The sequence below is a fragment of the Mongoliitalea daihaiensis genome (genome assembly GCF_021596945.1).
GTDB lineage: Bacteria > Bacteroidota > Bacteroidia > Cytophagales > Cyclobacteriaceae > Mongoliitalea > Mongoliitalea daihaiensis.
Map to the genome: position 1 here is coordinate 4,168,860 of NZ_CP063779.1, position 24,652 is coordinate 4,193,511.

Genomic DNA, 24,652 nt, shown 5'->3' on the forward strand with positions numbered 1-24,652 from the left:
GCGTACTCAAACATAGACTAGCAGTATGATACAATCACTTATCAACTATATCGTATGGAGTCCAAACCCTGCTGTTTTTGACAGCTTTGATAGGCTTCGTTGGTATAGTTTATTGTTTGCCTTGGGATTTATTATATCTCAACAAATCATGATTTACATTTACCGAAAAGAGGGTCAAGACGACACTTTAGTGGATAAATTGACCATTTACATGGTACTATCCACAATCATTGGAGCGAGATTAGGTCACGTACTATTTTATGAACCCGAGAAATACTTAAGCAATCCATTGGATATTTTAAAGGTGTGGGAAGGTGGACTAGCTAGTCATGGAGCGGCCATTGCCATCTTGATAGCGTTGTATATGTATTCCAAAAAAGTGCCTGGTCAATCCTATCTTTGGGTAGTAGACCGCATAGTCATTGTGGTAGCTCTTACAGGCGCATTGATTCGTGTAGGTAATTTAATGAACTCTGAAATTGGAGGAAAAGAAACCGGTACAGATTCAGGATTTGTTTTTGCACGAGATGCTGAGGAATACCTACAGCTTATGCGAATGCCTGTAGCAGAAGTGGATGCTTATAAACCATCTGACAGAAGCAACGAGCTTGCGGGGAATGGAATTGTACCAGTGAACTTTGATATTAAGATTGAAAAAGGAGCCTACCAAGAAGCAGACCTTCGCACAGCAATTGAAACAGATGTGAAATTTGTTTTGACTCGTTATAGAAGTTCACAGAAATATCTAGCAGAAAGTCCAGAGACCGCTTTGAATTATGATTTGATGGACAAAGGAGATCATTACCTGGTTACCGTTAAAACCTTTGGGATTTCGAGATACCCTACTCAAATCTATGAGTCTATATCATATTTACTCATCTTTATAGGCCTCTTTCTCGTATGGCAAAAATATAAATCGAGACTTCCAGATGGACTATTCTTAGGATTGTTCTTAATTTCCGTCTTTGGAATGCGCTTCATTTGGGAGTTTTGGAAAGAAAATCAGGTTGAATTTGAAGAAGGGCTCGCCTTTAATATGGGACAGACCTTGAGCATTCCTCTTGTCATTGGAGGACTTGTACTAATAGGTTTAGCACTTAAAAAAGGTTTAAAACCAGAAAATCAAGGCACAGGATCATGACCATGACCACCCCAAGGGTTACAGCTGAGAATTCGCTTTATTCCTAACCAACCACCTTTGAAGGGGCCATACTTTAGGATGGCCTCTTTCGTATATTGAGAACAGGAAGGCGTATAACGGCAACTTGGTGGAAATAAAGGTGAAATAAGGTATTGATAAAACAATACAGGGAGGATCGCTATTTTTCTAATGAGAGTTTTCACTGATGTAATTTAATTGAAAATGACGAGAAAGCATGAATAGTTCCCCGAAGATTAGTGTTTGATGAAAGTTTGGAAACTGTATATTTTGTATGGCATAACTTGTCTTTTTCTCGCGATGGGAAAAACAAGTTATCTCTACGCCCAAACTACAGACAGTTTACCTTCACTACTTGCGGATACCCCGAAAAAAGTAACAATCAACACTATTTTCGTGATTGGCAATGAAAAAACAAGGAAAAATATCATTCTTCGCGAACTCACCATTCGGCCCGGGATAGAATACGACTGGGAAGAGTTGCTGTTACAAATTGTAGCCGACCAGAAAAAGATTTACAACCTGATGCTGTTCAATTCCGTGGAGATTACGCCATTGATGACTGGCACAGAGCAAATAGAATTGTTGGTATCCGTAACAGAGCGCTGGTATATCATCCCTCAAATCAAATTGAATATAGCTGATCGAAATCTGGCAGAATGGTGGACCAATCAAAACAGAGATCTATCAAGGATAAATTTTGGAGCCAAACTGGCCCATTATAATGTGGGAGGCCGCAATGAAAAACTAAGAGTAGGTGGTCAGTTGGGATTTATCCGTGAATTTGAATTTTTCTACGACAAGCCCTACATAGATAAAAACCAAAAACATGGACTTGCCTTCCAATATCTTTTTTTCACACAACGGAACCTAGCTGTTAAATCGGAAAACAACAGGCAAATATTCTTCACCAATGAAAATGAGGATATTCTCAGACGAAATGCTTCTGCTTTTTTAAGATACACCTACAGGGGAAGCTTTTATAACTTTCATTTTGTCACCTTTGGCTATACTAATACACGGATAAATGAGGATGTATTAGAGCAAAACCCCAACTTCTTTTTACACGGAAAAACAAATTTAGGTTTTTTAGCTCTTGGCTATACATTCAGGCATGATAACAGAGATAACGTGGCTTATCCCACCCAAGGACAATTGCTCAATGTAGGATTGATGCGCTACGGTCTTACGGGTTTAGATGATGTTCAAGACTTTGAGTTCACCTTATTTGCAAGCAAATACCAACGGCTTTCCAACAGATTTCATATAGCCTCTGGGCTCTCCTTCAATGCTTTTTTGGGTAACCGTCAGCCGTATACCCTTGTCCGAGGCTTGGGATACAACCCCTACTTCATTCGCGGCTATGAGTTGAACGTCATCGAAGGGCAAACTACCTTAGTTCAGAAAAATTCTCTTCGGTACAAATTCCTGGATTTGAATTTTGACCTGACAGGACTGATGCCTATTGAACAATTCACCTCCCTCCCATTCAAGTTTTATCTAAGTGGAAATTTTGACCATGGATTCGTACAAGATCGAAATAGACTTCCAGAAAATCTTCGATTGACCAATCGCTATTTATTTGGCTATGGTTTGGGTGTGGATATGGTTACCCTTCACGATATGACCATTCGATTTGAATACTCCATCAACAGTATGCAGGAAGGTGCGTTGTTCATCAATGTGAGAGCTCCATTCTAACACTATCAATTTAAACGTTTATTGAAACGTTTAATCTTCGTTCTTTTTTTTTCTAAGTGCTAATTTCATGCAGATTAGCTTCAGAAAAAATGATACGAAAATGCATCTTTCTTGGATTGGCTTTCTACTTTTCCCAAATTTATTTGGCTCTAGCGCAAGTAGGAATGGAGGTTGTCCCTCGAGGGGGACGAAGTATGGGGATGGGAAATTCCAGCACAAGCCTTACTGATGCCTATGCGATCTTCAATAATCCAGCAGGACTCTCAGGAATCCAACACTCACAAGTATTTTTTGGATATGACCATCGATTAAACTTAAGTGAACTGACCACACTGTCTGCGGGATTTATTCAAGCAAAGGAAAAATTCACCTATGGATTGGCAACTTCTAGGTTTGGAGGAGCGCTTTTTAACCAACATTTGGTAGGTGCTGCAATCGCCAACCAACTTGGAATTACAAATTTAGGAATGAAAGTCAGCTATCTGCAAACAGCCATGGAGGGATTTGGCACAGGAGGCTCTTGGCTGATTGACTTTGGAGGCATTGCAGAGTTAACACCTCATTTATTCTTTGCCGCGCATATTTTCAACTTGACCCGTTCCAATTATGGGGGAAAATCATGGGACCGCATTCCAACAATAGTTAAATCTGGTATTTCTTTTCGACCATCTGAAAAAGTCATGACCAATGTGGAAGTTGAAAAAGACATCCTCCACCCTGCGATCTTGAAAGTAGGCATTGAATACAATTTCTATCAGAAACTATGGGGAAGAGTGGGTATGAACAATCAACCCCAGCAACTTTTCTTCGGAATCGGCTGCACCGGCAAACGCTTAGCTTTTGACTATGCCATGACCCAGCATCCACGCTTGGGTAGTACCCATCATTTTTCCATGAACTACCAACTTTCCAAAGAATGAAAAAGTTTTGGTTGACACTAACGTTGCTCTTGATACAGCTTCCTGCATTTACTCAAACTTACCGCAGAGGTGAAATCAACTTGGAAAATTTTGTAGAAGAACTCTTTGCGCAACAAAAGGAAGATCAAGACTATGAGGATTTGTACGAAAACGTCCTGCAACTCCTCCTCAATCCCTTGGACCTCAACAAAGCCTCCGAAGAGGACTTAAAATCCATTTTCATCTTGCTGCCACATCAAGTACGAGCCTTGATTGCTCATCGGGAAAAATTCGGAAAGTTTATCAGCATATACGAGCTTCAAGCTGTCGAAGGGTTCGACTTACTACTCATCGAACGCTTATTACCTTTTGTGCAAGTAGGCGATGAAAATCAAAAACAGGTGCCATTTTGGCAACGAGTACGGGAAAGTCGAGATGCTTATTTTATCTTCAGAGTAGCGAGGGTTTTGGAAACACGGAGAGGATTCACACCTCCAGACACGCTCTCCAATGGAAGGCTTACTTCCCGCTACTTAGGAGACCCCAATAGCCTGTATGGAAGATTCCGCATCCAACAAGCCAAGGACTTTTCTATGGGATTTACCATTGACAAAGATGCTGGTGAGCAATTCATCTGGGATCGCAGCAGTCAACGGTATGGGTTCAATTTTGTCTCTTATCACCTCACCCTTTACAATCGAGGTAAATTCAAGGCTATTACTATTGGAGATTACCAACTACAAGTAGGACAAGGCTTGGTCTTCGGTGCAGGATTTTCTCCAGGAAAAGGCGCTGAAACCATCACCACTGTCCGGCGGAGTACCATTGGGATCCGACCCTACACAGCTGCCTTGGAGTTTGGATTTTTTCGTGGAGCTGCCATCACCTACCGTAAAGGATTGGTAGATTTCACCTTCTTGGCTTCCCATCTCCCCCGTGATGGAAGGTTAACTATTTTGCCCGATACTCTTGAGCAAGAAAGAACATTTATCAGCTCTTTGCAGACTTCCGGACTGCATCGCACAGCTACCGAAATCAGCGCCCGCAGACAAGCTACAGAATCTAATGTTGGAGCAAACATTCATTACCAAAGCCTAGACCGAAAATTTCAAGGGGGTATCAACACTCTTTTTACTAGCTTTTCTCAGCCTTTCGAACGGAATTGGCAACGGTATAATCAATTTGAGTTTCGAGGGCAGGAAAACCACCTCCACAGTGCCTATCTAGGCTATAATTTTCAAAATCATTACCTCTTTGGAGAAACAGCCATTTCCAAAAGTGGGGGTTCTGGAACAGTGCTCGGGCTGATGAGTTCCTTACATCCCCAACTGGCTTTTTCCATGGTCTGGAGAAAATTTGATAGGAATTTCCATAGTTTTTACGGAAATGCATTTTCTGAAAGCAGCCGTCCCATCAATGAAACAGGACTTTACATGGGACTGAATTATAAAGCAAACAACCGATGGTCCATGTCTTTTTATTACGATTATTTTAAATTTCCTTGGTTGAGGTTTCGGGTCTATGCCCCTTCATCCGGTCACGAATGGCTTGGACGAGTACAATACAAGCCTTCTCGCAAAATCCTGCTCTTTGCTCAGTTGAGAGAGGAGTCTAAAGCGCGCAACCTTAGAGCTGTGGATAATACTTCTAATTTTTACTTGTTAGACCAAGGAACCCGCTACAATTATGTGGTCAATTTGGACATGGGGATCAATAGACATTTCAGTATGAAAAGCCGTGTGATGGGCAGCAGCTTTCACTTCAATCAGCGAACAACACGTGGCTTTGCTATCTCTCAGGACCTCAATGTAGACTATCAGCGCTGGAGAATCAGCAGTCGATTTGCTTTATTCGATACGGATGATTTTGATAACCGGCAGTTTTTATTTGAGCGGAATGTACTCTGGCTTTTTTCTATTCCTGCATTAAACGGACAAGGCTTGCGCTACTATTTGCTTGGACAATACAAGTTGGGGGACAGGATTACCTGCTGGGCCCGTTTTGCTCGGACCATATTTACTGATCGAGAACTTATTGGTTCAGGCTTACAGCAGATTCAAGGTAACCAACAAACGGAAGTTGTCTTCCAAGTGCGCTATCAATTCTTGCGATAAATTCCATCATTGGTCAGGACATCTGCAAAAGAATCGATAATTTGTGAAATCAATTCAACCACCAATCATTATGCGAAAAATCTACGCACTTTTACTTTCTTTGTCTTGCCTTTTGGGTATGGATAGCCAAGCCCAATCCATCGACCTAAGCAAACTTGAAAAGAAGGAAGGCTACATCAACTTTTACCTTGACGAGTCCAAGGGAAAGATCTATTTAGAAATCGACCGCCTCGATGATGAGTTTTTATACGTCAACTCCATGCCAGCCGGAGTTGGATCCAATGACATAGGCTTGGACCGGGGTCAATTAGGCAGAACCCGAATCGTTGAATTCCGGAAAGCTGGTAATAAAATCCTACTATTTCATAAAAATTACGATTTCAGAGCTTATAGCGAGAATCCAGCCGAAGTAAAATCAGTCAAAGATGCTTTTGCAGAGTCGGTGCTATGGGGATTTGACATTACTCAAGAAAGCAATGGGAAAATTCTGGTGGACGCTACCTCCTTTTACTTGCAAGATGCCCATCAAGTAGCTGAAAAATTGGGAAGTGCAAGACAAGGAACGTATCGATTGGATAATAGCCGTAGCGCTATTTACTCGGATATGACCAAAAACTTCCCGAAAAACACCGAGGTAGAAGCCATAATCACAGTAACTGGAACTCCCACTGGAGGCTACATCAGATCTGTCACCCCTTCTCCAGAAGCAGTCACTGTAAGACAAAGACACTCATTTATAGAATTACCTGATGATGGATATCAACCCAGAGAATTTGACCCTCGGTCAGGATATTTCCATATCAGTTACATGGATTTCACTTCTCCTATAGGGGATATGATGAATAAAAAATTCATTAGCCGTCACCGATTAGAAAAGAAAGACCCCACCGCCGCAGTATCAGAACCCATCAAACCAATTGTCTATTACCTAGATAGAGGTACTCCTGAGCCTGTTCGTACGGCCTTATTGGAAGGTGGTAATTGGTGGGCGGAAGCTTTTGAAGCTGCTGGATTTAAAAATGCTTACAGAGTAGAATTAGCCCCCGAAGGTATGGATCCCATGGATGTGCGCTACAATGTCATTCAGTGGGTACATCGTTCTACTCGTGGTTGGTCTTATGGTTCATCTGTCAGAGACCCCCGTACAGGTGAAATCATCAAAGGGCATGTGACTTTGGGTTCTCTTCGGGTACGTCAAGATTACTTGATTGCTCAAGGCTTGCTGCAACCCTTTGAAGATGGGCAACCAAAAAACCCTGCCATGTTAGAAATGGCATTGGCACGATTGAGACAATTATCCGCCCACGAAATTGGACACACCATCGGTTTGGCCCATGCTTACGCCTCCTCTCCTACTAACCGTGCTTCTGTGATGGATTATCCTTATCCCATGATTCAACAAAAAGAAGATGGCAGTATAGACCTTTCCAATGCTTATGATGATAAAATTGGAGACTGGGACAAATGGGCTATCCGATACGGCTATGAAACAGTTCCCTCCGGACAGACAGAACAAGCACATCTGAAAAAATTACTAGAAGATACCTATGCCGCGGGGCATACCTTCATCTCAGATACAGATTCTCGCCATCCAAGTGGCTCCCATCCTACCGCTCACTTATGGGATAATGGGGAGTCTGCCAGCAATGAATTGGTTCGCTTACTCCGTATCCGTAACAAACAATTAGAAACCTTCGGTCTCAATGCTATCGAAGAAGGTCAACCGGAAGCTTTGATGGAAGAGGTAATGGTACCTTTATTTCTGATGCATCGCTATCAGGTGGAAGCCACTTCCAAGCTCCTTGGCGGATTGGATTACACTTACAAAATCAAAGGTGATAATCAGCGTATCCAATCTCGATTGGATGCCACCATGCAGAATCGAGCACTTTCCAGTTTGCTGTTGACCATTACCCCAGAAAACCTTATGGTACCTACGCATATTTTGGATAGAATTCCTCCTAGACCCATGGGCTACGGACGTAACCGTGAAACCTTCCCTTCTAGAAATGGATTGAATTTTGACCCTTTGGCACCAGCGGAAAACATCGTAGACATGGTTTTCAGCTTTTTGTTTGAAGTGGGCAGGGCTAACCGTCTGCATCAACAGGCTATGATGGATAATAGTCTTCCATCTTTTGCGTCTGTATTGGGGAAGACGATGGAACAAGTCTTTGACAACTCCTTTAGCGAAGACTACCGAGGAGAAATTAAAGTAATGACAGAAAATAAATTGATTGACCACCTCATTGCACTTGCTAACCATCCTCAGGCTACCGTATCTGTAAGGGCAACTGTGAGAAATCAGCTAAAAAATTTGGTCAGAAATAATAATCTTGGTTCTGAAAACATCTATAGAACCATGTTTAGAAATCGCCAACTAAGCACACAAACGCCAAGACAGGTTATTGACCAATATTTAGCCGACAAAATCCTCAATTACCTAGAGTTGCCCGAAAAACTCAGCATCCCAGCGGAACTATCCATACCAGATGGCGCCCCAATCGGTACAGATGAGATTTTCTGTGATTTTGAGTTCTGATCAGTGAACAGTGAGCAGTGAATAGTGAGTAGTGAACAGTTAGAGGTGAGCAGTAAAAAAATGAGGTTCTATCACTACCAGTAGGTTTTAATCCACTGGTAGTGATGGGTTTTATTAATTGTACAACTATACGTCTAGGGTCAAAAGTGCCATAGGCACATCAGACATGCTAGCCTTGGGTTTCAACCCAAGGAAACGGTTGAATGGAACTATTCCAATCTCTCAACCTCCCCTTCCGTGTAAGTAGTGTCATCAGTGGACAACTTCTGAATTAGATTCCTACTTAATTACCCTATTGAGCGCAGTCCAGATTTGGTTAAGGTATGTAAAAGAAACCAACGCATTGTTAGAATCAAGCCCTGTTCTGATTAAAACAAGATTTTGGGATGGAACGAGACAGACAAATTGTCCATCTCTTCCTGCGGCAATTATCATGTCATGAGGAGCATCAGGAATTAAAATTCCATTGAACTGTAATTGTATGCTAGGAATCATAAAGGGAGTTTTTCCATTGAGCCACCACAAATAGCCATAAGCGGGATTTAATGTTTGGCTGGTATTCACCATTTGTTCAAAGAATGCATGATCGTTCAAGACTTCTTGATTCCCCCATTTCCCTTTGGCTAGGATCAATAATCCAAATCTAGCCATACTTCTTGTATTACTAAAATAGACATTGTTGAAATCGATCGTTTGCCAAGAGCCAACCATACCGATTTTTGAGGCGATTTTAGTGTCAAAATAATCAGAAAAAGATCTATTTGTCGCATTGCTAATCACGCATTCCAACAAGGTATACGGTGCATTGTGATAAGCCCACCTTGTTCCTGGGGCAGCAAAGTATTTCAGACTTTCTGGATTCGTATTATCCCTATTACTTACACCATCATCCAGGCCGGTAGTCATGGTGAGTTGATGCCAAACAGTGATGGCATTTTCCTGACTCGGAGAGGTCGAAGTCCAGCCATTCCCAAGATACGTAGAAGTGGGAGCATGGATATTCAAGAGACCTTCTTGTTGAGCAATGCCTGCAAGTGTCGCCGTCAGCGTTTTCCCCGCTGAGGCCCAGTACCAAACTGAGCTTTGGCCAAATGGCTGATTACCAAGCAACTGTGGACCAAAGTACTTCTCAATCGCTATTTTCCCATCTTTCAAAACAATAAATCCACGGGTATTTCCCGTTTCCAAGAGCTTGTATAATGCTTCTAATTCATTTTCATTCCAGTCTAGGGAAGAAGGGGATTGAGTTTCCCAAATTGACCCAGCCAAGGGAGGAAAATACAAGTTTCTATCCCTTGGATTTTCACTTTCCTTACAAGAGATAAATAATAAGATAATCAGACAGTAAGAATACTTAATCATGTCTAAATTTAGGAAAAAAATGAGTAAAGAATTGTAATTCGTTTTCATATGTTGAAGCACATTTTTTACACTTAAAAAACTTCAGGATATGACGATAAGATTTTTCAACGACGACTTAAGGATCTTAAGGATTTTTATGAAGCAATACTTTTTTTGCCCCTTGTGAATAAAAAAACAACTAACTTAATCCAAGCTAAAAAATACCGTAGCTCATCTGTATGGAATTTTAAACGATTTCCCTCTAAGATCTAAAACCGATTCGGCCCAAGATTCTTTTGTTCTATAATCTCTATCTATTTTTTATTTCTCTTGTCTCTAAACTCTCTCTACACCTTTCTACTACCCGCACATTTCTTCGAACAATATTTCACATGTTCCCAATTTTTCTCCCATTTCTTACGCCAAGTAAACGGTCGATTGCAGACGGGGCACATCTTGGTGGGCAGATGTTGCTTTTTCATGGCATGAAGCCTCCTCTTACAAATCGGTAGGTAGTCAACACCTCCACCCAATCATTGACTGCGTAATTATATACTGGTTTCTCCACTTCAATCTCCACTGTCAATTGGTCAATAAGAGTAATTCCAAGGATGTTTTCACTGGCATTTGTAGACTGACCGGACTCATTGACTATTTCAAATGTATCCGAAACCTCATCAAACTCAACCAGCAAACGGATATTCTCTGCTCCAAACCGGATGATAGGGATGTTGTTAGTCGTCGTAAGAATATTGGAAGTAAAAAGGGGGAAAAACAGTTCATCAATTTCTTCCTCTACCAATGTCATCCGTGTATTTATTACCAACGAAACTCCTTCCACTTCCTCCAGAAAATTAGTAGAACTCACCCCATCGTTGTTCAAGTCTAGCTCTTGATTCATGGTAATCGCCTGAAGATTGTAATTACCATAAAAAAAGCGAGGAGGTTCATCACTATTGGTTTCACAAGAGAAGAAGCCAAACAACAAAAATGTTAGTAAATAATTGAGGCGAATTTTGTATTTCATCATTCTTAGAATTTCAATAAAGCATACTTATCCAATACGATCTACCTTAACTTTTTGTTTTGGAGATGCCTATCCTTATCGCGGATGTTCTTTTTTTCAAAATTTTTCTTCAATGCATCTGTCAGGTCTACGCCCGTCTGATTGGCTAAGCATATCAATACCCATAGTACGTCTGCCATCTCATCGGCCATGTCTTTATCCTTATCCGATTCTTTAAACGATTGCTCACCATATTTACGAGCCATGATCCGTGCCAACTCACCTACTTCCTCCATCAAAATCGCGGTATTGGTCAATTCGTTGAAATAACGAACACCAACCGTCCGAATCCATTCATCAACCAACTTTTGAGCTTTTGTTATGGTAATTTCTTCCTCTTCAAACTCAGACATAATCTTCTCCTTTGTTTTTGGCATCTTTCATAAATTCTCGGAATTTTTTTTCTTGATCCAACTGACATATCAACAACACATTGTCAGATTCTGTTACCAAATAATTTTCTAAGCCTTGTATAACTACCAATTTTTCCGGGCTTACTTTGATAAAGGACTTTTTAGTATCATACAATAGTGCGTTTGCCTCCACCAAGTTGTCTGATGCATCCAGTTGGTGATTTTCATACAAACTCATCCACGAACCCAAATCAGACCATCCAAAATCCCCTAATACGGTATACACTTGATCGGATTTTTCCAAAATCCCATGATCGATGGAAATATTTTTGACTAGGGTATATGCTTTTTTAGTAAATGCGATTTCTTCTTCCCGTTTGTAAAACTCCCGTCCTTCCTCAAATACCTCTGCTACGTCAGGCATGTATGTTTCAAAAGCATGGATGATGCTCTTAGCTTGCCATACAAATATCCCCGAATTCCAAACAAAATCACCACTTTCAAAAAAAGTTTGCGCCAGTTTTTCATTCGGTTTTTCAGTAAAAGTCTTGACTTTTTTCACTTTAGAATTTGCTTCCAAATGATATTGGATGTACCCATATCCTGTCTCGGGGCGATTAGGACGAATTCCGATGGTAAGAAGACGATGTTCATTCTCAGATGCTTGGAGAGCCAACTGAATCTTTGCCAAGAATTTATCTTGATGCAAAATCAAATGATCAGATGGTGTCACAATGATTTTTGCCTCCGGATGATGAGCGCCAATTCGATACGAAGCATAAGCCACGCAGGTCGCTGTATTCCTTCTCAAAGGTTCTGTCAATATATTGGATTCTGGAATATCCGGTAACTGTTCCTTCACAAGTTCGTAATGTTGCTGGTTGGCAACTATAAAAAAATGATCAGGTTGAGAAATGCTTATAAACCTATCATAGGTCATCTGCAGAAGTGTTCTTCCCGTTCCCAGAAGATCTAAAAATTGTTTGGGTCGTCTGTGACGGCTGTAGGGCCAGAATCTTGACCCTATCCCCCCTGCCATAATTACAATATAAGGCTTTTCAAGCATTTACTTTTATTCAGATTATTGAGGATGGATTTTTTTAAAATTTACGAAGAATCTTCAGAACTCCTTAAATTTTAACTTAATAATTGATAAACGGTCCCTTATTTGGTAAAATATCGCTTCAATGGGATAAATCAGCCATTAAAGGTAAATAAATATTCATTTTTCTTTGTTACTAAATATCATCTCTATCTGAGATTTTTTTCTTAACTTCATATTTGCAATGGAGATCCAATTGTTAATTATCCATTTTACTTCACCTAGGATTTACCCATTTGCCCTAAACATGAATTTAAACTTCTCAAATAACTGTGGATCAAATCGTAAAAGATAATTTAAAAAAAATATTTGGTTTCAGCCAGTTTCGGGGAAACCAAGAAGGAATTGTAGATAACATCCTGAAGAATCATAATACTTTTGTCATCATGCCTACAGGAGCTGGAAAATCCCTGTGTTACCAATTGCCCGCTGTATCTAAGGAAGGAACTGCTATTGTTATATCTCCCTTAATTGCCTTGATGAAAAATCAAGTGGATCAGCTGACAGCCTTTGGTATCAGTGCTCACTTTTTAAATTCTACGCTCAATAAATCTGAGACCAATAAGGTCAAAAAAGAAGTAATTTCGGGTAAAACAAAACTGCTATATGTAGCTCCTGAATCACTTACCAAAGAGGAAAATATTGAATTTCTAAAAGAAGCCAATATTAGTTTTGTTGCCATTGATGAAGCACACTGTATTTCTGAATGGGGCCATGATTTTAGGCCAGAGTACAGAAAAATAAAATCCATCATTGCCCAAGTAGGAGCTAACCTCCCGATCATCGCACTTACGGCTACAGCAACCCCAAAAGTGCAACAAGACATTCAGCGAAACCTTCATATGGAAGAAGCTGATCTTTTTAAATCCTCTTTTAACAGAACCAATCTGTATTATGAAATTCGTCCCAAGCTCAAAAATGAGACGAAGAAGCAGATCATCAAGTATATCAAAACCCATAAAGGAAAATCAGGAATCATCTATTGTCTCAGTAGAAAAAAAGTTGAGGAAATAGCAGAATTACTCAAGGTTAACGGCATCAATGCTGCTCCATATCACGCAGGGCTAGATCAAAGTGTACGGATCAAAAATCAAGATGATTTCCTCAATGAAGAATTGGATGTAATTGTTGCCACCATCGCTTTTGGTATGGGTATTGACAAACCCGATGTGCGTTATGTCATTCACTACGATGTCCCAAAATCACTTGAGGGATATTATCAGGAGACTGGTAGAGCTGGAAGAGATGGTTTAGAGGGGCATTGCCTCATGTTTTACAAATATGAGGACATCGTCAAGCTTGAAAAATTTAATAAAGACAAACCAGTCACCGAACGGGAAAATGCTAAAATTTTACTCGATGAAATGGCTGCCTATGCAGAAAGCTCCGTTTGCCGCAGAAGAGTCCTATTACATTATTTCGGGGAAATCGTAGAAGAAGACTGCGGTTTTTGTGACAACTGTAAAAAGAGCAAAGAAAAATTTGAAGGAATTGACTATTTATTAACAGCGGTGCAGGCTGTAAAAGACATCAATGGTAGATTTAATCTCAAGCACATAGTCGATATCATTCGAGGAGAGCATAATGATTATATGGTCAGTTATGGTCATGATCAATTAGCTGTTTTTGGAAAAGGAAAAGAGGAGGACGAGCGCTTATGGAAATCTGTAGTCCGTCAGGCGATGTATTTCAACTTTCTAGAAAAGGATATTGAAAATTACGGATTGATTAAAATCACTGAAAAAGGGCGTCAATACTTGGATTCCCCGTATGATGTCACCTTGAGTAAAGATCATAACTACGAGGACGAGATCAACAACAGTGAATCTCTTGAAGATGTGCCTACCGCAGGAAAATCTTACGATGAAAATCTTTTTGAATTGCTCAAGGCCGAACGGAAAAAGGTCGCTAAAGCAAAAGGACTTCCTCCTTATGTTATTTTCCAGGATCCTTCCTTGGAAGAAATGGCTACTGTATACCCAACCACTAAAGAAGAACTTGCACAGATCAATGGTGTGGGAATGGGGAAAGTCGCTAAATTTGGAGTATCATTTCTTAAATTGATTGAAAATTATGTAGAAGAAAATGACATCATCACAGCATCTGATGTGGTAGTCAAAACTTCTGGAAGCAGATCCAAAGTAAAAATTTCTATCATTCAACAAGTGGATAGAAAAATTGATCTTGATGAGATTGCTTCCAATTTGAATATCTCAATGACGGAGCTATTGCAAGAAATTGAGCAAATTATCTACAGTGGCACCAAATTGAATATCAATTATTACATCGAGCATATCATGGATGAAGAAAAAGAAGATATTCTTCAGGAATATTTCATGACAGCCGAATCTGACAATATACGCGTGGCACTAGAAGAATTAGAGGAAGAGGAAATTGATGAGGAAGAAATCAGAGTTTACAGAATCAAATTTATTTCTGACCACGCCAACTAAACCGAAGTTTATTCATGAATATATTGCTTTTAGGTAGCGGAGGAAGAGAACATGCCTTCGCTTGGAAAATTGCAAGCAGCCCAAGATGTGGCCACTTATATGTAGCTCCCGGAAATGCTGGAACAGCCTCCATCGCAGAAAATGTACCCATTTCAGTTACTGACTTTGAAGGAATTGCTGTATTCTGCCAAGAAAAAAGTATTGATATGGTAGTGGTTGGACCTGAGGAACCTTTGGTGAAGGGCATTGTGGATTTTTTTAAAAATCACACAAGTGTAGGTCACATTCCAGTCATAGGGCCTAGTCAAAAAGGTGCTCAATTGGAGGGGTCCAAAGATTTCTCCAAGAAATTTATGCAAAGACATGGAATTCCAACTGCTGCTTCACAGACTTTCACAAAGCAAACACTGGAAGAAGGAATTACTTACCTTCAATCCCAAAGTGTTCCTATCGTCTTAAAGGCGGATGGACTTGCAGCAGGAAAAGGTGTATTGATCTGTCAATCTCATGAGGAAGCCATTGCATCCTTGAAAGAAATGCTTCTAGATGCAAAGTTTGGAGACGCCTCTTCAAAGGTCGTAATCGAGCAGTTTTTGCAGGGTATTGAACTTTCAGTATTTGTGGCTACAGATGCTACAAGTTATCGGATTCTACCCGAAGCAAAAGATTATAAGCGTATTGGGGAACAGGATACTGGATTAAATACGGGGGGAATGGGAGCAATCAGCCCCGTTCCGTTTGCAGACCAAAGCTTTCTCAAAAAAGTTGAAGAACGTGTAGTGATCCCTACCATTAAAGGACTTGAGCAGGAAAATATCCCTTACACAGGATTTTTATTTATCGGCTTGATGAACATGAATGGTGATCCATACGTGATCGAATATAATGTTCGCATGGGTGATCCGGAAACAGAAGCAGTCCTTCCCCGAATAAAAAGTGACTTTGTAGATCTTTTATTTTCAATGGGCACCTTGCATTTGGATGAATATCAGTTGGAAATATCCACTGAGACTGCCGCAACTGTAGTGATGGTCGCAGGAGGCTACCCAGGTTCTTACGATAAAGGACTGGAGATATCCGGATTAAATGAAGTGAAAAGCTTGGAACAATCCATCGTATTTCATTCGGGAACAAGTGAAGGTAAGGAAGGAGAAATTCTAACCAATGGCGGAAGAGTTTTGGCAGTAACGGGATTAGGTAATACCTTAGACCAAGCATTAGAACGAGCCTATCAATCGGTCAATGGTATTGACTGGAAGGATCAGTATCACAGAAAAGATATTGGACAAGATTTAAAAAGTTATTTATAACCAATTTCACGAGGAGTATTGACTCCCTTAGTATAAAACGAGTATGGCAGGATGTAGTAGCTGCTCAACCGGAACCTCCAGTGCGGGAGGGTGCCAAAATAACGGTAGTTGCGGTACGAGCGATTGTAATAAAATGAATTCTTTTGATTGGCTTTCCCATATGGGAATACCAACTGTAGATAAATTTGATATTGTAGAGGTTAAATTTAAAGGTGGTAGAAAAGAATATTACCGCAATGTCAACCTCTTACATTTGACCACAGGTGATGCAGTAGTTGTAGATGTATCGAGTGGATACCATATAGGGTGGGTTTCCTTACAAGGTGAACTTGTCCGACTTCAGATGCAAAAAAGGAAAATCAGGGATGATGATAACATCACAAAGATTTATAGAATAGCCTCCCAAAAAGACTTGGACAAATGGGAAGATACTAAAAACAGAGAAATCCCAACCCTATACCGCACCAAGCAAATTATTGATGAATTGGGACTGAAAATGAAGCTTTCTGATGTGGAGTTTCAGGCAGACAATACGAAGGCAACCTTTTATTATTCAGCAGACGATCGCGTAGATTTCAGGGAACTGATCAAGCTTTTGGCCTCGGAATTTAAGGTCAGGGTAGAAATGCGTCAGATCAGTTTACGTCAGGAAGCAGGCAGATTAGGGGGTATTGGAATTTGCGGCAGGGAATTATGCTGCTCTACCTGGATTCACGATTTCAAAAGTGTGAGCACAGCAGCTGCACGTTATCAGAATCTTTCCCTCAACCCTACCAAGTTATCCGGCCAATGTGGAAGATTGAAGTGCTGTCTTAACTATGAATTGGACACCTATATGTCCGCATTGGAAGATATCCCTTCGGTAGAGAAACCTCTGAAAACAGAAGCTGGGATTGCTAAACTCCAGAAGACAGATATTTTCCGGAAACTGATGTGGTTTAGCTACAATGATGATAATAATTGGCATTCCATTGCCTGTGACCGCGTACGCGAAATCCAAGAGATGAATGCCAATGGAGAAACTCCCTTCAATTTACAGACTGACCATGCGAAGGAATTGGAAGAACAAATCCAAAAGTCTACCATGGAATTGGAACGCTTAGATAAGAAATTCAGCACTGCTCCTAAACGCAAGAAAAAACGTAAAAAGAAAGGCCCCGAAGGAAGAGAAACTTCAAATCCAGCTCCTCAGTCTCAAGAAACCAGAAAACCAACAGCGACAGGTAATCAAGAAAGGGAGAATCAGCCAAAAAGAGAAAATACAGGAACTAGAGAACCAAGACAAGGAAAACCAAGAAGAAACCCTAGGAATAGAGGAACTAGGGATGATCAAAAGCCAGGCTCAGCCGCAGCCCCAAATCAGGCTACTTCCAATCAACCATCTAAACCGAAGGCTGCTGATGGTCAACCTCAAAAAAACCAGAGTAAACGAAGATTTCCACCAAGAAAAAAAGGAGATCAAAATGGTGGCGAATAAAATAACTCTCAAATTTGCATTAGCCTACATCTTGATCCTAGGATTAAGTTCCTGCGGAAGTGAACGGCTGTTTGAAGCCTATCAAGGCATGCCAACCCTTCAATGGGAAGAACTGGATACTGTCAGGTTTGAGCTAAATCCAACCACCCAAAATGGAGAAATGTTGATTGCGGTCAAATATACGGATGCATACGATTTTCGAAATCTGTATGTCAGGTATATATTAAAAGACAGCACAGCACAAGTGCTTGAAAATACGTTGGTTAATATCCCTTTATTTGAAAGAATTTCTGGGAAACCTCTTGGTAAAGGTTTTGGAGATACGTTCACCAAATACGACACCTTACCTTTACAAGTAACTACAGGAATTACTTCTGTTGAGTTAATTCAATACATGCGTATGGAATCATTGAATGGAATAGAGGCTATTGGTTTAAAAGTGGTTACCCCTCCCCTTCCTTAGCTTTATTCATCCAAAAATCTCTAGTGTAATGAAAAGAATAAGGCCATCCCTTGGAACGCAAAGCCAAGGGATGGTATACAAAAGGCTCTTTGCTAGATCCGCTTCCATACAAGCGTTCATCATCCGTCAACAAAGCCTGAATAACCGTTGAATCATGCTTTTCGACAAGGTCTAGCCAGGAAGAATCATCAAAACGATGATAACCTGACCTAAGCTGCAAGTGGTAATGCAACTGCCAGAATGAATTAAACCCTCTGACCTTCGGCCTTTTCCGATCAATGGGTAATCCATCATTTTGTTCCTCAATAAATTGTATGTACCTTTTCAAGAGTGCTATCCCTTGATTTTCCAGTTGTTTTTTAGAGAAATCTGTGCTTCGAATGCTACTTACCAAATGCATTTGTTTTCTAGCGCGACTAATGGCAACATTTAGGCGTTGCCTTCCTCCTTGCTTGGAAAGCAGACCAAAATTAGCAATCAATTTTCCTTGTGGATTTCGGGCATAGCCCAAGGCTAAAATCACATAGTCATACTCATCTCCTTGCACATGTTCAATGGTTTTGACCACCACCTGAGCTAAGGAAACCCTTTCTGCTTTGAAGAGCAATTCTTCCACTAATTCTAGTTGATACACATTGAATACGATAATTCCGATGCTTCCAGAATCACCTTCTTTTTGTTGAATTTCCTGAAGTAAATTTACGACCTTCTCAGCCTCTGCATGATTGGTTTGTTTTTGCCACACTCCATCTACATGGTGGTGATAAATAACCTGCGATGGATAATTGACCGATGCAAGGGTTGGAAGCATTTCCAACTTATTGTCGTAAAAATGCTGATTGGAAAAGTGTATCAGCGGTAAATGTTCACTTCGATAGTGTCCCTGAAGCCAGTATTTCTCAAAGTACAGGCTTACCAAATCCAATAAGGACTCCACTTCCAAGGCTATTTCCTCCTCTTCTACCGTCAACCGTGCTTGGTACAAATCAGTAGGCCTTAGCTGCTGACTGTCTCCCGCTACTACAACCTGTTTACCGCGAAGCATAGCGGGAATACCTTTTTCAGCAAAACACTGAGAGGCCTCATCAAAAATCACCAAATCAAAATAATCATGACAAGGGAAAATCGCAGAAACTGTCTCTGGAGAGGCCAACCAACAAGGGACCAAGCGAAAAATCTCTGACTCAAAACTATCGATTACTTGCTTGATGGGCCAGATCCTTTTTTGCTTGCTGACCTGATGTTTCAAATCCCGGTAGGTCAACAGATTGCCCAATCGATTAAACTCAAGTCCTTGATAGATCTGTTCTTTTAATCGGACCTGTGCAATGGAAGATGCTAAAGTCCATTTTGCCACAACAGCTTCCATCAATTCCTCTTGTTTATGATGCATTTGGGGAGTAGCCGAAGTTTGCAATACAGGATACTTTTGCTCAATGTGCTCTATCCATGCCAGTTTCCACCCATTCAAAAAGGCTTCTTGCAAGTCTTCCAAGGATTGCTCTCCGTAAGTATCCTGCATCAACTCCATCAATTGGATCTCATCAGAATCCAACGTATGCAGCAACTTATCAAAACTGATCAGTTCATCAAAAATCAAGGGCAATTCCTCCGCCACTTGAAGCAATCCTTCCCCGATGGGGTAATCCATTAAATGATTGATTTGAACAGTGCTGAAGTAATGTTTCCAAGATTGGAGTTTATGCTCCAAGGAATCAAATTCCCGCATAAGGGATTGAATAACCGAAGGCAAAGTTTTTTCCTTACCGGCCAGTGATTGGATGAAGAGACCTAATTCCCCCATTTGCTCCAACTGTATCTTGCCTTTCAAAGCTTGGACAGTCAAACTTGCAAAGTGGTTGAATTCGGCAAAATCAAAGGGCTTGTCAGGAAGCAGCAACCATGCTTTGCCGGACAGTAAGGTAAACTGATGATTGAGGTTGAGTCGGTTTTCAAGTCTTTTGATCAGTGTTGCCACACCTTGCTCATTGACAGGAAGCTGATTTACCTCCATCAGCATTACAATTTTTTTGTACTTCTTTTGATTCCAAGGTAGTTTATGTGAGGTCCACCAGGCTTGGGTGGTATTGGCAAAATCTAATGCTAAGTGCATCAATTCCGGTAATTCTTCGTCTGTCACTGCCCATTCTATACCTTCATCACTGAATAAGCCTTTGACAATATCGAATTTTTGCTCCAACCATGGGAAATCAATTTCATCAGAATTGACATCCTTGAAAGCATGCAAGAATGAATCTATTCCCTCATGATTCAAATACTTACTCACTAGTTGCATGGCCTCTTTTTGGTGGACCAATCCAAATAAATGGGTAATCCGAAAAATAGGGGAATAGCTAAATAAATCTTGAAAATCAAGTTTTGTCTGACGTATTTCCTTCAAAGCCTCTTGCATGCGCTGCTGCACTAATACAGAAAAACTAGAAAAATCCACCCGATGCAACCAAAAAGAATCCGTCTTCGCAAACTTTTGAGAAAAGTACCAATACTGCTTAAAGTCCCGTTGAAACCCATCTAATCTGGCATATTCAATCTTTCGGAAATGATTGGTCAGTGGAATATAGGGGCGATTCAAAGAAGATGATAGATAGAGTTCCTTAATAGGAAGCCCACACTCTTCGGTATTAAAAAGTGCCTTTTTGTAGGACTCAAAAAACTCATTCAAGACATCGATTTTTCTGCAAATCTGTGCATAATTCCGCTCGAGTTGAATCGCATCTAAACTACTGTTTTGTTTTTTGAACTCCTCGAGTTTTTCGACCTGTTGAAGGAGTTGTTGAAAGAGTTGTTTTCGATCTGTTCGGTAATCGTGGACCAAAGCTAGAAATTCTCCAAATCCTTTTGCTGCCAGGCGCTGTGCTACTACATCCAAGGCAGTGCGCTTTTGGGAGACTATCAAGACACGCTTTCCCCTTGCCATAAAATCCATGGCGAGATTACTGATCAATTGAGATTTCCCAGATCCCGGAGGTCCTTCTACCACACAACTTCTCCCCTGCCTCACTGCTTGAATGACCTTTTCCTGAGATCCATCTAATGGGAATATGGTATATAGATTCTCTTCCCGAGGCGCCGTTGCATGCTTTGGAGGAAAAAATCGATTGGAAAAAAAATCATCCAAAGTCCCCTCTTGCTGCTCCTGCATCAACTGCTGATAGTCTGCGAGCATGGCACTTGTTTTGGTTTGAAACTGTGACAATACCGCATAGGGCTTGATACTCAGTTTACCCAATTGTAAACGTTCCTGATCTAAGAACTTCCCCGAAGTAGGAAAGGAATGTATATTTTGTTCGTAAATAGTATTCGTGAAGTTTATCTCTACTCTATCTTTCAGGACTGCATACAGTTGATTGATAAATTCTTGAAGGTCAGTGTAGGATTCCGGGAGCTCAAGCTGCTTGATCCAGTCTAAATTCAACACTAATCCAGAAGCTTGCTGATAAGCTAAAAAAAAGGAAGTGTTGAGCATTAGTTCAGCATCCCCTGTCACATTCAAGACCCAGCGTTTGTTTTCAGAATTCAATTCTACCGGAAGCAATAACAAAGGAGCCCTTACCAACTGACCGTTCAGCAATTTGCCTTCTACATAGGGCCAAGCGAGGTATAAGCTTTTTTCTCCGCTTTCTTTTTCGGTAAAAGCAGCTGCTTGAGCCAAGCGTTTTAATTTCAATGACTGCTGATTACCAGTCTGATTTCGGGTATCCAACTGTTTGACAAGTGCCACTTTCTTTCGTTTTCCCAACAATTGGGATACGATAGCAAAGGATGATTCCCCATCTAAAAAATCTAAGGCATGAACATCTACCTGTTGATTCTCCAGCAGTTGGGATTGATAAATCAATCTGTTTCGGCTGGAAAGGTCCAACAAACGATCCGCATATACCTGAAAAATCTCTTGTAGCATACCTGCTATTGAAAGGGAGAATCTTTCTCCTTAGCCATTTTATTATACACGATTCCATCCATGATTCCAGGAATCCATTTGTTTAAAAATACAGCTAATTTTCCTTCTCCCGTTAAAACCAAGTCTCTTTTTTTGCGGATAGTGGCCTTGAATATCGCATCCGCTACTTCCTCAGAAGTCATCATACTGCCTTCATCTCGTGGAGACTCCCCTTGCACAGACCCGTCCGCTGTCAAGGCGTTATTACGGATATTGGACGCTGTAAATCCAGGACAAGCAACTAATACATGGACTCCTTTTTTCATTACTTCGGTACGCAGAGATTCAAAAAACCCATTCATTGCATACTTACTAGCAGTATATGCTGTTCGGGCAGGTGTTCCTCGGTAGCCATTGATAGAAGAAATTCCTATGATACTTCCCTTGTTCTTCAGAATTTCCGGTAAGCAGTATTTGGTAGCATACACTGTCCCCCAAAAATTCGTATCCATGACTTTTTCAAAAACCTCTAAGTCCATTTCCTCAAATAAAGCCCGCATAGAAATACCCGCATTGGCAATCAACACATCGATTCTTCCAAATGCTTGCATGGCTTCCTGCACCATTCGTTGATTATCGGTTTTGCTGCCGGCATCTGCTAAGACTGCCGCTACCTGTATGCCCTTCCCTTTCAATTTACTAAGAGTCGCATCTAATTTTTCTTGTGAACGGCCTGTTATGACTACGTTTGCACCTGCTAGACCAAACCTAGTGGCGCAGGCTTCCCCTATCCCTGAAGTAGCACCGGTCACTAAGACTACTCGATTATTCCACTGCATATGATGTGATTAAGATTCAAAGATAAAAAAACTACTGTGTCTAAGCCACTAAATCTTTTAACCAACCCTGAAAGGATAAGGTTAGCGCAGATTTTTTGATTAATTTTGCGGCCATGTCTAGAAAAATGAAAAATAAGATTGTTACCAATCTATTGATCGAACGAATCGCAGCGGAAGGAAAATGTGTGGGACACCATGAAGGAAAGGTTGTTTTTGTTCAAAATGTAGCTCCTGGGGATGTGGTGGATATACGTGTCACGAGAGGAAAAAGCTCATTCTTGGAAGGTGAAGCCATTCATTTTCACGAATATTCCAAAGATCGGGTAAATGCTTTTTGCAGCCATTTTGGAACCTGTGGTGGTTGTAAGTGGCAACATATCAATTATGACTTACAACAAACATATAAGAGACAACAAGTAGTAGACCAATTTACTCGAATTGGAAAAATAGAAATTCCGGAAGTAAAACCAATTATTGGTTCTGCACACACTCAATATTACAGAAATAAGCTTGATTTTACGTTTTCAAATAATCGATGGTTGACGCGAGAAGAAATCAACTCAGGGGAAGATTTTGAGCGAAATGCCTTAGGCTTTCACATTCCTAAGATGTTTGACAAGATCATTGATATCGAACACTGTTACTTGCAAGGTGGAATCTCAAATGAGGTTAGAAATCAGTTAAGGGATTTTGCACGTACCCATCAGCTTTCTTTCTATGACATCCGTAAGCAAGAAGGACTACTGCGCAACCTGATCATCCGTAGCAGCAGCACAGGTGAAACCATGGTGATTGTTCAATTTGGGGCAAATGAAGCTGGGCCAATTCAACTGGTTATGAATTTCCTACAAGAAAAATTTCCTTCCATCACTTCGTTGCTTTACATCGTCAATTTGAAGAAAAATGAAACTTTTCATGACTTAGATGTCATTACCTTTTCAGGCAAAGATTTCATTGAGGAAGAAATGGAAGGCTTAAAATTTAGAATCGGCCCTAAATCATTTTATCAAACCAACTCTGCCCAAGCGTATGAATTGTACAAGGTAACTCGGGACTTTGCAGAGCTAAATGGAGATGAAATTGTCTACGACTTATATACTGGCACAGGTACTATTGCTAATTTCGTGGCTAAGCAAGCAAAGCAAGTGATCGGAATTGAATATGTGGAAGCAGCGATAGTCGATGCAAAGTTAAATGCACAAGTCAACGGCCTAGATAACACCTTGTTTTATGCAGGGGATATGAAGGATATGTTGACGGATGATTTCATCGCCAAACATGCCAAACCAGATGTTATCATTACGGACCCTCCAAGAGCGGGTATGCATGAGGATGTGGTCAACATGTTGCTGAAATTGGAGGCTCCAAAAATTGTGTATGTTTCCTGCAATCCTGCCACTCAGGCACGTGACGTAGCATTATTGACGGAAAAGTACACAGTGGATAAAATACAGCCCGTGGACATGTTTCCACAAACCTATCATGTTGAAAATGTTGTACGCTTAACTTTAAAATCATGATATCAGATTTCAATGATCCAGAATTAAGTGGTAAGTATTTGGGAACCATCACCAAGGACTTTGTAAAAGTTTCAGACCTTTTAAAAGAAGCTTCTTACCAAGTCAGAAGCCGAAAATTTTCAGAATTTCCCATTTTTCCTATTTCCAAGGAAGAGCAGCCAATAGGTCAATTATTCTTAGGGAAAAAAGAAAAAGATCTAGATTGGAATTATTACATTACCTATGCAGATGAATTTATACAACGCAAGCTAATTGCCGAGGAGCTATTTGAGGAGTTCAAGAGTAATTATAAAAATCCGGATGAGTTTTGCTGTTTGTTTGTGATTGATGGTCAATTCACATCTTTTGTATTTATACCTTTTCCAGAAGATTGATTTCTCATTATCTTGGCAATCAATTTATATTCATCGCC

At 40.6% G+C, this 24,652-nt stretch carries 19 protein-coding genes; 11 read left to right on the forward strand and 8 right to left on the reverse strand.

Annotated elements, in window-relative coordinates:
* Positions 1-25 precede the first annotated feature (25 nt).
* Positions 26-1,141, forward strand: coding sequence for a prolipoprotein diacylglyceryl transferase (locus IPZ59_RS17665; protein ID WP_236137369.1), 1,116 nt, complete (start codon positions 26-28; stop codon positions 1,139-1,141).
* On the opposite strand, the gene yidD is transcribed toward IPZ59_RS17665, so the two are convergent.
* Positions 1,123-1,344, reverse strand: coding sequence for a membrane protein insertion efficiency factor YidD (gene yidD / locus IPZ59_RS17670; RefSeq protein ID WP_236137370.1), 222 nt, complete (start codon positions 1,342-1,344; stop codon positions 1,123-1,125). The two genes, IPZ59_RS17665 and yidD, sit on opposite strands and share 19 nt — an antisense overlap.
* Before the next feature lie 61 nt (positions 1,345-1,405).
* On the opposite strand from yidD, the gene IPZ59_RS17675 reads away from it, so the two are divergent.
* From IPZ59_RS17675 to IPZ59_RS17690, 4 genes are all read left to right on the forward strand, one after another.
* The gene (locus IPZ59_RS17675; RefSeq protein WP_236137371.1) at positions 1,406-2,860 is read left to right on the forward strand and encodes a BamA/TamA family outer membrane protein; all 1,455 of its coding nucleotides are present in this window, start codon (positions 1,406-1,408) and stop codon (positions 2,858-2,860) included.
* Positions 2,861-2,949: 89 nt separating this feature from the next.
* A complete protein-coding gene (locus IPZ59_RS17680; RefSeq protein ID WP_236137372.1) occupies positions 2,950-3,780 on the forward strand; it encodes a PorV/PorQ family protein in 831 nt (276 codons plus the stop codon).
* Positions 3,777-5,873: a ComEA family DNA-binding protein gene (locus IPZ59_RS17685; RefSeq protein ID WP_236137373.1), complete on the forward strand. Its 2,097-nt coding sequence runs from the start codon at positions 3,777-3,779 to the stop codon at positions 5,871-5,873. The genes IPZ59_RS17680 and IPZ59_RS17685 overlap by 4 nt, the downstream gene beginning before the upstream one ends.
* A 70-nt stretch (positions 5,874-5,943) precedes the next feature.
* The gene (locus IPZ59_RS17690) at positions 5,944-8,415 is read left to right on the forward strand and encodes a zinc-dependent metalloprotease (protein WP_236137374.1); all 2,472 of its coding nucleotides are present in this window, start codon (positions 5,944-5,946) and stop codon (positions 8,413-8,415) included.
* Between the two features lie 279 nt (positions 8,416-8,694).
* On the opposite strand, the gene IPZ59_RS17695 is transcribed toward IPZ59_RS17690, so the two are convergent.
* The 5 genes from IPZ59_RS17695 to IPZ59_RS17715 form a co-directional block, all read right to left on the reverse strand.
* Positions 8,695-9,777 (reverse strand): serine hydrolase domain-containing protein, encoded by a 1,083-nt coding sequence (locus tag IPZ59_RS17695; RefSeq protein ID WP_236137375.1) that lies wholly within the window; start codon positions 9,775-9,777, stop codon positions 8,695-8,697.
* Between the two features lie 326 nt (positions 9,778-10,103).
* A complete protein-coding gene (locus tag IPZ59_RS17700; RefSeq protein ID WP_236137376.1) occupies positions 10,104-10,238 on the reverse strand; it encodes a DUF2256 domain-containing protein in 135 nt (44 codons plus the stop codon).
* Positions 10,235-10,786, reverse strand: coding sequence for a hypothetical protein (locus tag IPZ59_RS17705; protein WP_236137377.1), 552 nt, complete (start codon positions 10,784-10,786; stop codon positions 10,235-10,237). Before IPZ59_RS17705 ends, IPZ59_RS17700 begins: the two co-directional genes overlap by 4 nt.
* 38 nt (positions 10,787-10,824) lie before the next feature.
* Positions 10,825-11,175: a nucleotide pyrophosphohydrolase gene (locus IPZ59_RS17710; RefSeq protein ID WP_236137378.1), complete on the reverse strand. Its 351-nt coding sequence runs from the start codon at positions 11,173-11,175 to the stop codon at positions 10,825-10,827.
* Positions 11,168-12,241: a mannose-1-phosphate guanylyltransferase gene (locus IPZ59_RS17715; RefSeq protein WP_236137379.1), complete on the reverse strand. Its 1,074-nt coding sequence runs from the start codon at positions 12,239-12,241 to the stop codon at positions 11,168-11,170. Before IPZ59_RS17715 ends, IPZ59_RS17710 begins: the two co-directional genes overlap by 8 nt.
* Positions 12,242-12,549: 308 nt before the next feature.
* Here IPZ59_RS17715 and recQ point away from each other — a divergent pair, with 308 nt between their 5' ends.
* The 4 genes from recQ (at position 12,550) to IPZ59_RS17735 (ending at position 17,980) form a co-directional block, all read left to right on the forward strand.
* Positions 12,550-14,730 (forward strand): DNA helicase RecQ, encoded by a 2,181-nt coding sequence (gene recQ / locus IPZ59_RS17720; protein ID WP_236137380.1) that lies wholly within the window; start codon positions 12,550-12,552, stop codon positions 14,728-14,730.
* 14 nt (positions 14,731-14,744) lie between these two features.
* On the forward strand, positions 14,745-16,040 hold the full coding sequence (purD, locus tag IPZ59_RS17725) for a phosphoribosylamine--glycine ligase (RefSeq protein ID WP_236137381.1): 1,296 nt from the start codon (positions 14,745-14,747) through the stop codon (positions 16,038-16,040).
* A gap of 133 nt (positions 16,041-16,173) precedes the next feature.
* Positions 16,174-17,517 (forward strand): regulatory iron-sulfur-containing complex subunit RicT, encoded by a 1,344-nt coding sequence (gene ricT / locus IPZ59_RS17730; protein WP_236137382.1) that lies wholly within the window; start codon positions 16,174-16,176, stop codon positions 17,515-17,517.
* On the forward strand, positions 17,504-17,980 hold the full coding sequence (locus tag IPZ59_RS17735) for a gliding motility lipoprotein GldH (RefSeq protein ID WP_236137383.1): 477 nt from the start codon (positions 17,504-17,506) through the stop codon (positions 17,978-17,980). Before ricT ends, IPZ59_RS17735 begins: the two co-directional genes overlap by 14 nt.
* Here IPZ59_RS17735 and IPZ59_RS17740 read toward each other — a convergent pair.
* Positions 17,961-21,902, reverse strand: a complete 3,942-nt coding sequence (locus IPZ59_RS17740; RefSeq protein WP_236137384.1) for an AAA domain-containing protein — start codon at positions 21,900-21,902, stop codon at positions 17,961-17,963. The genes IPZ59_RS17735 and IPZ59_RS17740 overlap by 20 nt on opposite strands.
* A gap of 5 nt (positions 21,903-21,907) precedes the next feature.
* A complete protein-coding gene (locus IPZ59_RS17745; RefSeq protein WP_236137385.1) occupies positions 21,908-22,720 on the reverse strand; it encodes an SDR family oxidoreductase in 813 nt (270 codons plus the stop codon).
* A gap of 113 nt (positions 22,721-22,833) precedes the next feature.
* Between IPZ59_RS17745 and rlmD the strand changes: the two genes are divergently transcribed.
* Positions 22,834-24,240, forward strand: coding sequence for a 23S rRNA (uracil(1939)-C(5))-methyltransferase RlmD (rlmD, locus tag IPZ59_RS17750; RefSeq protein WP_236137386.1), 1,407 nt, complete (start codon positions 22,834-22,836; stop codon positions 24,238-24,240).
* The gene (locus IPZ59_RS17755) at positions 24,237-24,614 is read left to right on the forward strand and encodes a hypothetical protein (RefSeq protein ID WP_236137387.1); all 378 of its coding nucleotides are present in this window, start codon (positions 24,237-24,239) and stop codon (positions 24,612-24,614) included. The genes rlmD and IPZ59_RS17755 overlap by 4 nt, the downstream gene beginning before the upstream one ends.
* The last annotated feature ends 38 nt before the right edge of the window (positions 24,615-24,652 follow it).

What these genes read in the sequence shown, in the direction of transcription:
- IPZ59_RS17665 (WP_236137369.1), top strand. Translation starts at nt 26, where the DNA reads ATGATACAATCACTTATCAACTATATCGTATGGAGTCCAAACCCTGCT.
- IPZ59_RS17675 (WP_236137371.1), top strand. Translation starts at nt 1,406, where the DNA reads ATGAAAGTTTGGAAACTGTATATTTTGTATGGCATAACTTGTCTTTTT.
- IPZ59_RS17680 (WP_236137372.1), top strand. Translation starts at nt 2,950, where the DNA reads ATGATACGAAAATGCATCTTTCTTGGATTGGCTTTCTACTTTTCCCAA.
- IPZ59_RS17685 (WP_236137373.1), top strand. Translation starts at nt 3,777, where the DNA reads ATGAAAAAGTTTTGGTTGACACTAACGTTGCTCTTGATACAGCTTCCT.
- IPZ59_RS17690 (WP_236137374.1), top strand. Translation starts at nt 5,944, where the DNA reads ATGCGAAAAATCTACGCACTTTTACTTTCTTTGTCTTGCCTTTTGGGT.
- IPZ59_RS17695 (WP_236137375.1), bottom strand. Translation starts at nt 9,777, where the DNA reads ATGATTAAGTATTCTTACTGTCTGATTATCTTATTATTTATCTCTTGT.
- IPZ59_RS17700 (WP_236137376.1), bottom strand. Translation starts at nt 10,238, where the DNA reads ATGAAAAAGCAACATCTGCCCACCAAGATGTGCCCCGTCTGCAATCGA.
- IPZ59_RS17705 (WP_236137377.1), bottom strand. Translation starts at nt 10,786, where the DNA reads ATGATGAAATACAAAATTCGCCTCAATTATTTACTAACATTTTTGTTG.
- IPZ59_RS17710 (WP_236137378.1), bottom strand. Translation starts at nt 11,175, where the DNA reads ATGTCTGAGTTTGAAGAGGAAGAAATTACCATAACAAAAGCTCAAAAG.
- IPZ59_RS17715 (WP_236137379.1), bottom strand. Translation starts at nt 12,241, where the DNA reads ATGCTTGAAAAGCCTTATATTGTAATTATGGCAGGGGGGATAGGGTCA.
- purD (WP_236137381.1), top strand. Translation starts at nt 14,745, where the DNA reads ATGAATATATTGCTTTTAGGTAGCGGAGGAAGAGAACATGCCTTCGCT.
- ricT (WP_236137382.1), top strand. Translation starts at nt 16,174, where the DNA reads ATGAATTCTTTTGATTGGCTTTCCCATATGGGAATACCAACTGTAGAT.
- IPZ59_RS17735 (WP_236137383.1), top strand. Translation starts at nt 17,504, where the DNA reads ATGGTGGCGAATAAAATAACTCTCAAATTTGCATTAGCCTACATCTTG.
- IPZ59_RS17740 (WP_236137384.1), bottom strand. Translation starts at nt 21,902, where the DNA reads ATGCTACAAGAGATTTTTCAGGTATATGCGGATCGTTTGTTGGACCTT.
- IPZ59_RS17745 (WP_236137385.1), bottom strand. Translation starts at nt 22,720, where the DNA reads ATGCAGTGGAATAATCGAGTAGTCTTAGTGACCGGTGCTACTTCAGGG.
- rlmD (WP_236137386.1), top strand. Translation starts at nt 22,834, where the DNA reads ATGTCTAGAAAAATGAAAAATAAGATTGTTACCAATCTATTGATCGAA.
- IPZ59_RS17755 (WP_236137387.1), top strand. Translation starts at nt 24,237, where the DNA reads ATGATATCAGATTTCAATGATCCAGAATTAAGTGGTAAGTATTTGGGA.